This is a genomic window from Streptomyces sp. NPDC090045, from assembly GCF_044747975.1.
GTDB lineage: Bacteria > Actinomycetota > Actinomycetes > Streptomycetales > Streptomycetaceae > Streptomyces.
Window position 1 is genome coordinate 167028 of the sequence record NZ_JBIVFA010000008.1, and the last position, 13113, is coordinate 180140.

The window sequence follows — 13113 nt, forward strand, 5'->3', positions numbered from 1 at the left end:
GGAGGCACCTTCCCGGTCGCCGGTCCGGTCCGGTCGCGTCCGGCCCGGTCCTCCGTTGCGTGTGCCTCCCATCCAGCCACGTATGCGCCGGTTACGCCTCCCAGACCGCGGCGGCCGTGCGGTCGTCGGCGTACCCCTTGAGGCGGAGCTGGGTGTCCGCGAGGAAGGCCGCGAGGCCGGGCGGTTCTCCCTCGCTCCAGCGGGCGGCGAGCTCCGCCGTGAGCGCGGCCTCCTCCCGCATCGGCTCCGCCAGGCCGCCGGAGCACAGCAGCAGGGTGTCCCCCGGCCGGGCGACGGCCGCGCGGAACCGGAAGCCGCCCTCGGCGTCCTCGGGCTGCGCGGCGGGTTCCAGGTCCTGCCACTGGCCCGTACGGAGCCGGAACAGTCCGCCCGCGCCGGCGCCGAAGCAGACCCGCGTGCGGCACTCCGGGTCCACGGGGAGCAGCAGCCCGCGCAGCCCGGCGGTGTACGCCGCCTCGGCGAGCCCCAGCTCGGCGGCGCGGGCCCGGAGCCGGCCGTAGCCCCGGTCGGTGAGCCGCTGCAGGCCCGAGCGCAGGGCGTCGCGGCGCCCGGCGCGGATGTCTTCGGCGAGGCGGCCCTGGCTCCGCCCGACGGCCGCCGCGACCGTGCGGCACAGCTCGGCGGCGGCCTCCGCGGCCCCGGGCGCGGCCCGGTCCCCGCCGGCCAGGGCCACCAGGACCAGGGCGTCGTCGCCGCCGCCGAAGCGGGCGGTGAGCAGGAAGTCCCGGCGGGCCTCGCCGCGGAAGCGGGCGGAGTCCCCGCGCAGGGAGGCGGCGCGCAGGGTGTAGGTGCCGTAACGGGCCCCCTCCAGCACGGTGTCCGGGGTCAGCCCGTCGAGGGCGGCGGGGTCGGCGGGCGGGAGCGCGCCCGGTTCGGCGGCGTAGGTGGGCGCGCGGTCGCCGAGGTGGTGCACCTCGGGCCGCCGCGCGCCGGGGGCGTCCGCTGCGGGTACGGGGCCGGGCGCGGCCGGGGCCGGGGCCGCGGGCTGCGGCACCTCCTCGGTCCGGTCCTCGGGGCGCGGCGCCTGCGCACGCCGGACCGGCAGCTCGGACCCGGGCACCGGCGGCACGTCGACACCCCCGAGCGCGTACCCGGTGACCCCACCCGCACGCGGATCCTGCGGCACGCCGGCGCCCGCCGGGGGTTGCGCGGCGGCCGAGGCCCAAGGCTCAGGCGGAAGCGGCAGCCCAGGCGGCACGGGAGCCGGGGCCGAAGGCGAACCCGAGACCCAAGGCTGCGCCGGCGCCGGAGGCGGGCCCGAGACCCAAGGCTGCGCGGGCGCCGGAGGCGGACCCGAGACCCAGGGCTTGTCAGCGCCCGAGGCCGAGGCCGCGGGCGACGCCGAGGGCGTGGGCGTGGGCAAAGGCGAAGCCGAGGGCGAGGGTGCGGCCGCGGGAGTGGGCGTGGGCAAAGGCGAAGCCGAGGGCGAGGGTGCGGCCGCGGGCGTGGGCGAGGACGAGGCCGTGGGCGAAGCCGGTGGCACGGCCGGAGTCGAAGCCTTGGACGAAGGCGAGCCCGAAGGCGCAGGCGGACCCGAGGGCGTAGGCGGAGCCGACGGCAGTGGCGCCGACTGGCCCAAGGCCGTCGACGGAGCCGAAGGCGGTGGCGAGGCCGTGCCCAAAGACGGTGGCGCGGCCGGAGCCGCAACCGTAGACGAAGGCGAGCCCGAAGGCGTAGGCGGAGCCGAGGGCAGTGGCGCCTGCGGGCCCGAAGGCGTAGGCGGGACCGAAGGCAGTGGCGCCTGCGGGCCCGAAGGCGTAGGCGGGGCCGAGGCCCAAGGGTGTGGCGGAAGCGGTAGCTCAGGCGGGGGCGGAGCTGAGGGCGAAGGCTGTGTCGAGGCCGTGGGCGAGGGCGTAGACGAAGGCGGGCCCGCGGGCGCAGGCGGGGCTGCGGGCGAAGACAGCGGCGGAGCCGGAGTCGTGGGTGGGGGGGTGTACCGGTCGGTGGGGGGCGGTAGTTCCGCTTCGGGTGGGGACTCCGGGGCCGGGCGCGGGGCCGGCAGCACCGGCGGCGGGACGTACCGCTCGCGGGGCGAGGGCACTTCCGGCGCGGGCGGCGGCTCCGGGGCGGGGCGCGGGCCCGGCAGCAGCGGCTGGGTCCGCCCTTGGTCGCCGGGCCCGTCGTCCCGTACCGGAGCCGGCCCCGGCGGGCCGGCGTCGTGCCGGAACGCGTCCGCCACCGGCGGCCGGGCGGGCAGGCCCGCGTCCGGAGCCGCGGCCTGTCGCGGGCCCGGCAGCGGTCCCCGCTCCGGAGCCTGCTCCGGCCCCCACTCCCACTCCCACTCCTGCTCCGGCGGAGCCGGCGACGCGGGTGCGGCCGGGTCCGCCGTCACTCCCGCCGCCGAGCGGAACCGGTTGTCCAGGGTGTCCCCCGGGTCGGCTTCCGGCCCAGCGTCCGGATCCTCGTAGAGCTTCTGCCACCAGTCGTCCGCGCCCTGCTGACTCATGCCCTCATTCTCGGCCTCCCGCACGGGCGGAAAACGCCGAACGCGCGAAATCGGCCCGGGGGAACATCGGTCCGGCGGTCGACGCGGTTCTCGTACGCACGGCGGGAGTTGCGCCGATCCGGGATCGCCGGGCAGACGCGCAGGGGTGCGATCCTGCCGGCGCCGTCCGGTCACGACGCAGTCGAGCACAGCGCCCGTACGGGGCAAATCTGCGCCCTGCCCGGCCTGTTGAGGGCGACCGGCACCTCCGGGGCCGGGGCGCCTCCGTGGCCGGCGGCAGTGTGCGCGGGCACGGGGCCGGCCACGGCTGTGCGCACGGCGCCCCGGCCGCCTCCGGCCGCGCCGGCCCGCGGCGCCGCCACTGGCGGACTTCCGTCCGAACTGACCTACGAGGGACGCGTACGCCGGCAGTTCGCGGGACGGGACTCCGTTCGCCGGAGCGGTGGGTGCGGGCACGGGGCCGGCGACGGCCGTGCGGTCGCGCGCCCCGGCCGCCTCCGGCCGCGCCGGCCCCGCCGGCCCGCAGTGCCGCCACTGGCGGACTCCCGTCCGAACTGGCCTACGAGGGACGCGTACGTCGGCAGTTCGCGGGAAGGGACTCCGTTGTCAGGCCTGTGCGGTGGGCCGGACGACGATCTCGCTGACGTCGACGCCGTCGGGCGCCCCGATCGCGTAGCCGATGGCGGAGGCGACGGCGGAGGGCGGCATGGCGATCTCGTCGCGCTGCCGGGTCATCGCGGCCGCGACCTCGGGGCCGGCCCCCTTGCCCACGCCCTCGGTGTTCGTGAAGCCGGGCGAGACCAGGGTCACGCGCAGGTCCGGGCCCGATTCCTGGCGCAGGCCCTCGGTGAGCACCTTCACGGCCGTCTTGGTGGCCGCGTAGACGGCCTGGGGGGACTTGACGACGTAGGCCGCGGTGGAGCCGACGTTGACGAACTGGCCGGAGCGCTGCCGGCGGAAGACCGGCAGCGCCGCCCCGATGCCGTTGAGCAGGCCGGTGATGTGGGTGGCGACCATCGCGTCCCAGTCATCCTGGCGCAGGTCGTCGAACGGCGAGACGGCCATCGTGCCCGCATTCGAGACGAGGACGTCGAGCCGGCCGAACCGGTCGACGGCCGTGTCCGTCAGGCGCTGGAGGTCATCACGGCGCGTGACGTCGACGATGATGCCGGTGGCGGTGCCGCCCTTGGCGGTGATGGCGTCCACGACCGCGTTCAGCCGGTCCTCCCGGCGGGCGCCGAGGACGAGCCGGGCGCCCCGTTCCGCGAGGTGGATCGCGGTCGCCTCGCCGATGCCACTGCTGGCGCCCGTGATCGCGACGACCTTGCCCTGGATACCCGACATGATCAGCTTCCTTCATCGGTGGGCGCCGGCCGGTCCGGTGACCTACAGTGAAAGCGGGGATGTCCCCACTTATTTGCAGACTAAGTGGGGGCGCCTCCGTTCAGCAAGTTGCCGGGGAAGCCGAAGGGCGCCCGAGAGGGGATGGTGAGCACTGATGACCGAGGGAGCACAGCGACCGCTGCGGGCCGACGCACGGCGCAACAGGGAGAAGATCCTCGCCGCCGCCGTGCACGCGTTCACGACGCAGGGGCTGGACGCGCAGATGGAGCGCATCGCCAAGGAGGCCGGCGTGGGCAGCGCGACCCTGTACCGCAACTTCCCCACCCGGGAGGCCCTGGTCGAGGCGGTCTACCGCAACGAGGTGGCCCACCTGTGCGACGCGGCCCCCGCCCTGCTCGCACAGAAGCCGCCCACCGAAGCCCTGCGCGCGTGGACCCGCCTCTTCCTGGACTACGTCACCGCCAAATACGGCATGATCGACGCGCTGCGCGCCATCGCCGCCACGGGAGGCAACCCCTACGGTCACAGCCGGGAGATGATCCAGGCCGCCATCACCGCACTCATGGACGCGTGCGCGGCCGCCGGGACGATCCGGACCGACATCAGGCCCACCGACATCGCCGCCGCCCTCGAAGGCATCGCCCTCACCTCGGCGGGCGCCGAGCACCGGCAGCAGGCCGAGCGCCTGCTCGACCTCACCCTGGACGGCCTCGCGGTCCGCCCGTGATCCGTTCTCGCCGTACGTGCCCGGGGTCGCCTTCTTGCGCGACCACGAGTGGAGGCGTCCCCGGAACGGGACACGGTCCACCGGGCCGCCGCCCGGTGGACCGTTTCCGCGCTGCCCGTACGGACTAGCGCACGTCGTACGCCCGCACGACCGTCTGGGTGACCGAGGCGCCCTTCGCGTCGGTCAGTTCGACCTTCAGGGACACCGGCCTGCCGGAGGCTCCGGCGTGGTCCACGACCGCGGTCCAGCGGCCGTCGGTCTCGCTCACCTTCGCCTCGGTCCAGTTCTCACCGTCGTAGGAGTACGACAGCTTCGCCGACTTCAGGGCGCCGGGCGCGTAGCCCGCGTGCCCGGTGACGCCGAGCCCGATGCTCTGGCCGTTCGCCGCCGCGACCGTCTTCATCCCGTCGAGCGGGGCCGCGTACCGGGGGAAGAGGACCGGCAGGCCCTGCGAGTACGCCGACGCGTCCAGCTTCGAGGTGAAGCCCCAGGTCGTCCGGACGGAGGTGGACCGCTGCCAGACCCGGGCGGGCGGGCCGATCTTCTCGATGCTCTGGGTCAGTTCGTAGCGGCTCTCCTCGGCCGGGATCTCGAAGACGCCGAACGGGTACCAGCTGTCCCCGATGACCTCGCCGTTGCGCTTGAGCTGGAGCCCGCCGATGTCACCGAAGGAGCCCGGCTGGGCGGCGTGGGCGCCGTCGCCCCACATGGCGGGGGCGAAGCCGATCAGGTTGCCCTGCCGCTCGGCGGCGAGGGTCTCCTTGCCCGAGAGGTCGCGCGGCGCGACCGGCCCCGTGATCCCGTCGTACCAACTCGCCTTGCTCTTCCGGCCCTTGGTGTAGGTGCGCTGCTCGCCGACCATGAACTCGCCCCAGGGGAAGCTGCTGGAGAGCATCTGGTCCCAGGCGGTGTCGCCGGCCGAGTAGTACTCGGTCCGCGTGCCGGGCGCCGCGACGGTCTCGATCCCGCCGAAGTAGACCGCGCTGCCGATCGGCCGGTAGGCGCCGGCCAGGTCGATGAAGTCGGCTGCCACGCCCATGGAGTTGTAGGCGGACTCGACCTGGCCGAGATCGCGGTCGCGCACGCGGTAGGTACGGCCGCCCTTGACCTCCCCCGTCTCGGGGAAGGCGAGGGAGTAGATGTACGGGCTCTTCGCCGTGGCCTTCCAGGACAGCGTGACCTTGCCCGTCTTCAGCCTGGCGAGCAGCGCCTGCCCTTCGGCGGCCTCGACGGCCATCGTGGGCAGGGCGCCGCCCGCGTAGCCGGTGAAGGCGACCCAGCGGCCCGGGGTCTCGCGGTGGGCGAGCACCGCCTTGGCGCCGGCGGCCCTGGCGTTCTGCGCGACCTCGTACAGGGCGCCGTCCACCGCCTTCACCAGGACGACCGCGTCCCTGGCGCCGGCGGCGGCGAGCTCCTCGGGGGTGCCGGAGCCGGCGTCGACCAGCGGGGCGCTGCCGGTTCCGTCGAGGTTGTCGCTGCCGGTGGAGGCGGTGATCGGGTGCAGGACCGGTCCGCCGGCGGCCTTCAGCTCGGAGATCAGCGGCGCGGCCGCCCGCCAGTAGCTGCCGAACTCGAAGTCGCCGTCCTTCGCGCGGCCTTCGACGGAGGCGTAGAAGCCGCGGATGGTCCGGCCGCCCATCGCCGTGCCCGCGTGCAGCCAGGTGCCGTCCCAGCTGCGGGCGAAGCCGAGGGTGGTGTTGCGGGCCTCGACGGGCTGGTCGGCCGCGATGTCCAGGCGCCCGGCCTTGCGGGCGTCGAGCACGATCGTGGTGTCCTTCTTCACCTCGACCTGGGGGCGGCCGAGGTAGGTGAGGGAGTCGGTCATCCGGTCGCCCCCGCCCTCCCCCGCGTCGGGGGTGGCGACGAAGGCGGAGAGGAAGTAGGCGCCCGGGCGCACCCGGTAGACCTGGTCCACGGAACCTTCGTTGAAGCGGCGCTCACCACTGGCGTCGTCGGTGCCGATGACGTCCAGGGAGGACGGTCCGGCGGCCGGCTTGCCCGCGCGGTCGACGAGCTTGACGCGCAGCGTCACCGTCTCGGGCTCCACGTAGAGCGAGAAGGGGGTGGAGACGCGCACGCCGTTCGCGGTGGCGACGACACGGCCGGTGACGTCCCCGTACTGGGAGCGCTCCAGCTTCGCGGCCGGGTCGAGGGCGAGTGGCACCTTGACGGTGGCTCCGGCCGGGACGGTGACGGTGCGCCGGTCGAGGCGGGCGACCTGGCTGCGGACGGCGGATCCGTCGTTGCCGGTGACTTTCTCGACGGCGAGGTTCAGCGTGACGGGGCTCTTGCCGAGGTTGGTGTACGGGACCTCGGCACTGGTGCGGTCGCTGCGGTCCTGCGGCCAGTGGTACGTCCCGCCCTGGACGGCGGGGGCGCTGGTGACGGTGGTGTCGATCGCGGCCTTCACGTCGAGGCGGCCGCCGCCGGTCTCCCGTACGTCGCCGGGAACCCGGGTGTTCGCGGAGCCGACGAGGGCGGCCTTGATCTGCGGGCCGGTCCAGTCGGGGTGGCGCTGCTTGACGATGGCGGCGGCGCCCGCGACGTGCGGGGTGGCCATCGAGGTGCCGGACATGGACTGGTAGGCGTACACCCCGCGGCCGCCCGCGGCGGCGGCCGAGATCCCGACGCCGGGGGCGGCGATCTCGGGCTTGAGGGTGTGCTGGAGGCCGGCCGGTCCGCGGCTGGAGAACGCGGCCGTGGTGTCGTCGCGGTCAACGGCTCCGACGGTCAGCACGCTCGCCGCACAACCGGGTGAGGAGACGGTGTTGTTGCCGGGGCCCGAGTTGCCGGCGGCGATCACGAACAGCGGGCCCTGCTGGGAGAGCCGTTCGGCGGCGGCGGCGAGCGGGTCGTCGCAGGCGGTCTGGGAGGGGTCGCCGAGGCTCATGGAGACCACGTCGGCCTTGGACTCGACGGCCCACTCCATGCCGGCGATGATCCACGAGTCGAGGCCGTAGCCGGCGTCGTTGAGGACCTTGCCGCTGAGCAGTTCGGCGCCGGGGGCCACGCCCTTTTGGGCGCCGCCGCTCTCGGCTCCGGAGCCGCCGACCGTGGAGATGGTGTGGGTGCCGTGGCCCTGCCGGTCGGCGTCGGTGTCGGAGTCGGTGAAGTTCTTCGACGCGCCGACGCGGCCCTTGAGGTCGGGGTGGTCCAGGTCGGTGCCGGTGTCGAGGACGGCGACCTTGGTGCCCTTGCCGTCGTATCCGGCGGCCCAGGCGGCGGGGGCGGCCACCTGCTGCGTGGAGCGCTCCAGGTTCGCCTGGACCTTGCCGTCCAGCCACAGCTTCTTCAGCCCGCCCGAGACGGAGCGCGCGCGGGCGTCCGTACCGGTGACGTCGGCCCAGAAGGCGGCGGCCTGCTCCTTGTCTGCGGCGAGCGCGACGGCCCCGATGGAGCCGAGGACGAGCGAGCGGTCCGCGCCGCGGGGTGCGGGCGGGGCGCTGCGCGCCACGTTCACGGAACCGTCGTAGACCGCGATGAGCGGGAGCTTTCTGGTGTGCGCGTCGTCGTAGCCCTGCCGGACGAGGCCGGTGACGTTGAAGAGCTCGTGGTCGACCCGGCCCGCGGCGAGTGCCTTGATCGCGCTCTCGGGGTACACGTACAGGTCCTTGCCGGACTGTCTCGTCTGCACGAGCGGCTGCGAGCCGTCCTCGCGCGGCATCGCGGTGGCGGCCGTCCGGCCGGCCGCGTCCGTGGAGACCACGATCCGGTCACCCGTGACGAGGGTGACGGTGACGGGGGCCGTGGGCTGCTTTCCGGCCGCCCCGCTCCCGACGAGTGGTCTCCGTCCCGCTCCAGGTGCTCCGTCGGCCGGCTGCGCCGTCGACGGGCCGACGGCGGTGACGGCGAGGACGGCCGCGGTGGCCGCCCCGAGTGCCGTACGCGATATCGGACGCATCGCTCTCCCCAGGTGAATTCCGGCCAACTACTGCATTGCGCGGCAAAGCTGCCGCGTAAATGGCTTCTGGCCAGCGGATGTTGGTGCTGCGGTGGCGCCACCTTGGCAGAGGGGCGGGGGGTGCGGCGATGATGTCCGCGGCGGGTTTGCGCCGTGGCCGCTTCCCGCCAGGCGCTGTGTCGAAAGGTGGTGGACGGGTTGCTGGGTGCCATAGGCCTCGACGAGGGGCAGGAGTCGGCGTACCGCGTGCTGGTGGCGCTGGGTGCGGCGGAGGTGCCCGACCTCGCGCACCGGCTGACGCTGCCGGTGCCGCAGACCGAACGGGCCCTGCGCCATCTGGAGCGGCACGGGCTCGCGGCGCAGTCCTCGGCCCGGCCCGGACGCTGGGTGGCGGCCCCGCCCGGGGTCGCGCTCGGTGCCCTGCTGACCCAGCAGCGGCACGAGCTGGAGCAGGCGGAGCTGGCGGCGGCGCGGCTGGCGCAGGAGTACCGGGCGGAGGCGGCCGAACCGTCCGTGCACGACCTGGTGGAGGTGGTGACGGGCGCGAGCGCGGTCGCGCACCGTTTCCACCAGCTCCAGGTGGGCGCGGTGGAGGAGGTGTGCGCCCTGGTCAGCGCCCGGCCCCAGGTGGTGACGGCGATGGACAACGAGGCGGAGGAGCAGGCCTCCGCGCGCGGCGTCGAGTACCGGGTGGTGATCGAGCGGGACGTGCTGACACTGCCGACCGGGATCCGGGAGGCGTCGACGGCGCTCGCGCGGGGCGAGGGCGTCCGGGTGATCCAGCGGGTTCCGACCAGGCTGGTGATCGCGGACCGGTCGCTGGCGCTGGTGCCGCTGACGGGGCCCGGAGCGGAGCCGGCGGCGCTGGTGGTGCACGCGTCGGGGCTGCTGGAGTCCCTGACGGGGCTGTTCGAGGCGGTGTGGCGGGAGGCCCTGCCGTTGCGGCTGGGGGCGGCGGGAGCGGAGGAGTCCGAGGCCGTGCCCGACGCCACGGATCTGGAGATCCTCTCGCTGCTCCTGGCGGGCATGACGGACGCGAGCGTGGCGAAGCACCTGGAGCTGGGCCTGCGGACGGTGCAGCGGCGCGTCAAGGGCCTGATGGAACTGTCCGGGGTGACGACCCGCCTGCAGCTCGGCTGGCACGCCTACGAACGGGGCTGGGTGGCCCGATAGGTCCTGGTCGGTCAGGCTGAGCAGATGGATCTGCCTCAGCTGCTCCTGGTGGGGCTGGTGCTGCTGCTCGGGGTACTGGGAGTGCTGGTCCCGGGTGTGCCGGGCACCTGGCTGGTGTGGGCGGGGCTGCTGTGGTGGGCGCTGCACGTGCGGTCGGCGCTGGCGTGGTCCCTGCTCGTCGCGGCGACGGCCCTGCTGCTGGTGGTCCAGGTGGTGAAGTGGCAGCTGCCGCCGCGGCGGGTACGGGGGCTGGGGGTCACCCCCCGGATGGCGGTGTTCGCGGGGGCGGGCGCGGTACTGGGCTTCGTCCTGATCCCCGTACTGGGGGCGGTCCCGGGCTTCGTGGGCGGCGTCTACCTCTGCGAGCGGCTGCGCCTGGGCACGCACGGCGAGGCGTGGGCGTCGGTACGGGCGGTGATGCGGGCGGTGGGGACGAGCGTGCTGGTGGAGCTGTTCGCGTGCCTGCTGGTGGTGGGGGCGTGGGTGGGGGCGGTGGCGACGGCGTAATGCTGCGGGAGGCCCCCGTCCGGCCCCGAGGCGTCGGGGCGGCGGCCTCGGGGCCAGGTCGTCGGCGGCCACCGCCGGACCGGTCGTCAGACCGCGAACCACACCTTCTCGATGCGCTCCGGGCCGACCTCGTACATCGCGACGGCCGGCCGGACCTCGCCGCCCATGAACCCGGTGACGCGTTCCTGGTCGATCACGATGCGGCCGTGGGTGACACGTGAGACGAGTTCCGCGTGCAGGTCCGGGCTCGACTCGAAGAGGGCGGCGTAGCGCTCCGCGAACGCCGGGCCCGAGCGGTCGGCCATCACCTCACCCGACGGGAAGGCGTGCACCGGCACGTCCTTCACGTAGAAGGCGAGAAAACCCTCCAGGTCACGCGCGTTGTAGGCGGCGAGCTGGCCGTCGACTATCTCCTCCGGGGACATCCGGCGAGTTCCTTTCCTCATCCCGCCGGCACCGGGTGCGGCGGGAACGTGTACGGATGACGAGCGGCGCGCCCGCCCCTGCGAAGATCATGTTCTCCCTGACCTGTCCGATCCGGTCCGCCGGGGTCTGACGAACGCACGGTTCCCTGCCTAGGTCCTTCGGGGGAACCCGGCTACGTCCGCGGTCCGATGCGGAGGGGGCCGGCAGGTGCGAGGCTTCGGGGCATGAGGGCGTTCGAGGGTTTCAGCGAGTCGGAGTCGGCGTACCTGCGGTCCCAGCACCTGGGCCGCCTGGCCACCGTGGACGCCGCCGGGCAGCCGCAGGTGAACCCGGTGGGGTTCTTCCCCCAGGAGGACGGAACGCTGCTGGTGGGCGGGATGGCCATGGGCCGTACGAAGAAATGGCGCAACCTCCGGCACGACCCGCGGCTCGCCCTGGTGGTGGACGACCTGGTGAGCACCAGCCCGTGGCGGGTCCGGGGCATCGAGATCCGCGGGCACGCCACGCTGGAGACCGGGCCGCACGGGCTGGGCCCGCACTTCAGCCCGGAGGTGATCCGGATCCACCCCGACCGGGTCCACACGTGGGGCCTCTGACCTCCGGCTGCCGGCCGTCACGGGCGGGGCCGAGACGGGCCGCGCGCCCGAGCCCCGCCGGCGCTTGGGGCGCGGGCGGAGGCTCTGGGGCGGGGCTTCGTGGGGCGGTGGGGGTCAGGAGCGGTTGCCGCGCTTGGCCGCGTAGTTGGCGCGGCCCTCCGCCGACTTGAGGCGCCAGTCGCGGCGGATCTCCGACCGCAGCCGCGCGTCCGTCTTCGCGACGATCCGCTGGTTCTCCCGCAGCAGCTTGCGGTAGCTGTCCAGGCGGCGTTCCGCCAGCTCCCCCGATTCCAGTGCGGCCAGCACCGCGCACCCCGGCTCCGCCTCGTGCGCGCAGTCGTGGAAGCGGCAGTGCTCCGCGTACTCCTCGATCTCCGAGAAGACCTGGCCGACTCCGGTCTCGGCGTCCCAGAGCCCGACGCCGCGCAGCCCGGGCGTGTCGATCAGGACGCCGCCGCCCGGCAGGGCGAGGAGGTTGCGGGTCGTCGTGGTGTGGCGGCCCTTGCCGTCGACCTCGCGGGCCTCCTGGACCTCCATGACGTCCGCGCCGAGGAGCGCGTTGGCCAGGGTGGACTTGCCGGCGCCGGAGACGCCGAGCAGCACGCTGGTGCCGCCCGCGACGATGGCGGCGAGGACGTCCGTGCCCTCTCCGGTGACGGAGGAGACGGTCAGGACCTGGACGCCCGGCGCGGTGTGCTCCACGTCCTGGACCAGGTGTCCGAGCGTCACCGGGTCGGGGACGAGGTCCGCCTTGGTGAGGACGACCAGCGGCTGCGCCCCCGACTCCCAGGCCAGGGCCAGGAAGCGCTCGATGCGTCCCAGGTCCAGTTCGACGGCGAGGGAGACGGCGATGATCGCGTGGTCGACGTTGGCGGCGAGGATCTGTCCCTCGGACCGCTGCGAGGAGGTGGAGCGTACGAAGGCGGTGCGGCGCGGCAGGTACGCCTTCACGTAGCGCGGGTGGCCCGCCGCCTCGACGGCGGCCCAGTCACCGGTGCAGATGACCCGCATCGGGTCGTGCGGGGTGACGAAGGCGGTGTCGGCGCGGACGACGCCGTCCGCGGTCATGACGTCGCACTGGCCGCGGTCGACGCGTACGACCCGGCCGGCCACGAGGCCCTGTGCGGCGTAGGGGGCGAACTCGGCCGCCCACGCGTCGTCCCAGCCGAAGGGGGCGAGGGTGTCCGCGAGCGAGCCCTGCGGGGAAGCGGAGAGGGAGGAGCCGGAGAGAGAAGAGGTGGAGAAGGAGGAGAGAGACAAGGGGAACCCTTCACAGGGTGGCCCCGGCCGCGTGCGCTCGCTCGGTGGCGGCGCGCGAAGAGGTGTGAGGTCAGCCGGAGACCACAGAAGTGAGATTGATGGTCTTCTGAGTGCGGGCAGCGCCCTGCGCAGCGACAGTCATCAACTGGCTCACCTCCGGATCGTGCACGTACTGACGGTTCCGCGGCGACCGGCGGAACGGAGTCACCGTAACAAGTCCCCTCACGGGCGCGCCATTTATTTTCTCCGCGCTAGGCCGGTTCGCTGAAGTGGTCCAGGAGCCTCTGCTGGAGGCTCACGAGCACCAGGGTGTGCTGCTTGAGCATCGAGAGGCGGTACGCCGCCGTAGGGGCGTACTCCTCGACCTCGTGCACGGCCGCGGCGATCACATAGCCGTTCAGCGCGTCCATGCTCCACGCCCCGCCGTAGTCCTGGCCCGTGGGCAGCAGACGGCGGTCCACGGGGGTCTCGTCACTGGTGATCACATTGGCGACCACCGACGGCTGCCAGTCCCTGGCATTGGTGAGGGAGTGGTGGGTGTCGAACCGCACGGTGACCGTTTCGCCTGCGGCGATCGCCACGCTGTACCGGCCCTCTTCGTCGGTGAAGACGTGCTCGATCTCCGAGAGGTCACTGCGATAGACGCTGACCTTGATCATGAAGATCGGACTGTCGTCGGAAACTGCTCGCACTTGCCCGAACATCCGGGTCT

11 protein-coding genes are annotated in these 13113 nt (G+C 74.0%); 4 read left to right on the forward strand and 7 right to left on the reverse strand.

What is annotated here, in order from left to right:
* Positions 1–91 precede the first annotated feature (91 nt).
* The 3 genes from ACIPYQ_RS22265 to ACIPYQ_RS22275 all read right to left on the reverse strand — a co-directional run bounded on the left by ACIPYQ_RS22265 (position 92) and on the right by ACIPYQ_RS22275 (position 3811).
* Positions 92–1147: a protein phosphatase 2C domain-containing protein gene (locus tag ACIPYQ_RS22265; protein ID WP_401253756.1), complete on the reverse strand. Its 1056-nt coding sequence runs from the start codon at positions 1145–1147 to the stop codon at positions 92–94.
* 184 nt (positions 1148–1331) lie between these two features.
* The gene (locus ACIPYQ_RS22270; protein ID WP_401253759.1) at positions 1332–1799 is read right to left on the reverse strand and encodes a hypothetical protein; all 468 of its coding nucleotides are present in this window, start codon (positions 1797–1799) and stop codon (positions 1332–1334) included.
* Positions 1800–3073: 1274 nt separating this feature from the next.
* Positions 3074–3811, reverse strand: a complete 738-nt coding sequence (locus tag ACIPYQ_RS22275) for an SDR family oxidoreductase (RefSeq protein WP_401253762.1) — start codon at positions 3809–3811, stop codon at positions 3074–3076.
* 154 nt (positions 3812–3965) lie between these two features.
* On the opposite strand from ACIPYQ_RS22275, the gene ACIPYQ_RS22280 reads away from it, so the two are divergent.
* A complete protein-coding gene (locus ACIPYQ_RS22280; protein ID WP_401253765.1) occupies positions 3966–4538 on the forward strand; it encodes a TetR/AcrR family transcriptional regulator in 573 nt (190 codons plus the stop codon).
* 124 nt (positions 4539–4662) lie between these two features.
* Here the strand turns inward: ACIPYQ_RS22280 and ACIPYQ_RS22285 are convergent, their stop codons facing one another.
* Positions 4663–8439, reverse strand: coding sequence for a S8 family peptidase (locus tag ACIPYQ_RS22285; RefSeq protein ID WP_401253768.1), 3777 nt, complete (start codon positions 8437–8439; stop codon positions 4663–4665).
* Positions 8440–8637: 198 nt separating this feature from the next.
* Here ACIPYQ_RS22285 and ACIPYQ_RS22290 point away from each other — a divergent pair, with 198 nt between their 5' ends.
* The gene (locus ACIPYQ_RS22290) at positions 8638–9612 is read left to right on the forward strand and encodes a helix-turn-helix domain-containing protein (RefSeq protein WP_361769399.1); all 975 of its coding nucleotides are present in this window, start codon (positions 8638–8640) and stop codon (positions 9610–9612) included.
* 24 nt (positions 9613–9636) lie between these two features.
* Positions 9637–10119 (forward strand): DUF456 domain-containing protein, encoded by a 483-nt coding sequence (locus ACIPYQ_RS22295; RefSeq protein ID WP_401253771.1) that lies wholly within the window; start codon positions 9637–9639, stop codon positions 10117–10119.
* An 86-nt stretch (positions 10120–10205) separates the two neighbouring features.
* On the opposite strand, the gene ACIPYQ_RS22300 is transcribed toward ACIPYQ_RS22295, so the two are convergent.
* Positions 10206–10544: a nuclear transport factor 2 family protein gene (locus ACIPYQ_RS22300; RefSeq protein ID WP_361769373.1), complete on the reverse strand. Its 339-nt coding sequence runs from the start codon at positions 10542–10544 to the stop codon at positions 10206–10208.
* A gap of 225 nt (positions 10545–10769) precedes the next feature.
* Between ACIPYQ_RS22300 and ACIPYQ_RS22305 the strand changes: the two genes are divergently transcribed.
* On the forward strand, positions 10770–11141 hold the full coding sequence (locus ACIPYQ_RS22305; protein WP_361769375.1) for a PPOX class F420-dependent oxidoreductase: 372 nt from the start codon (positions 10770–10772) through the stop codon (positions 11139–11141).
* Positions 11142–11255: 114 nt separating this feature from the next.
* On the opposite strand, the gene rsgA is transcribed toward ACIPYQ_RS22305, so the two are convergent.
* Together rsgA and ACIPYQ_RS22315 are read right to left on the reverse strand one after the other, a co-directional pair.
* Positions 11256–12401: a ribosome small subunit-dependent GTPase A gene (gene rsgA, locus ACIPYQ_RS22310; protein ID WP_401253776.1), complete on the reverse strand. Its 1146-nt coding sequence runs from the start codon at positions 12399–12401 to the stop codon at positions 11256–11258.
* A 251-nt stretch (positions 12402–12652) separates the two neighbouring features.
* A complete protein-coding gene (locus tag ACIPYQ_RS22315; protein ID WP_401253779.1) occupies positions 12653–13093 on the reverse strand; it encodes a carboxypeptidase regulatory-like domain-containing protein in 441 nt (146 codons plus the stop codon).
* Positions 13094–13113 lie beyond the last annotated feature (20 nt).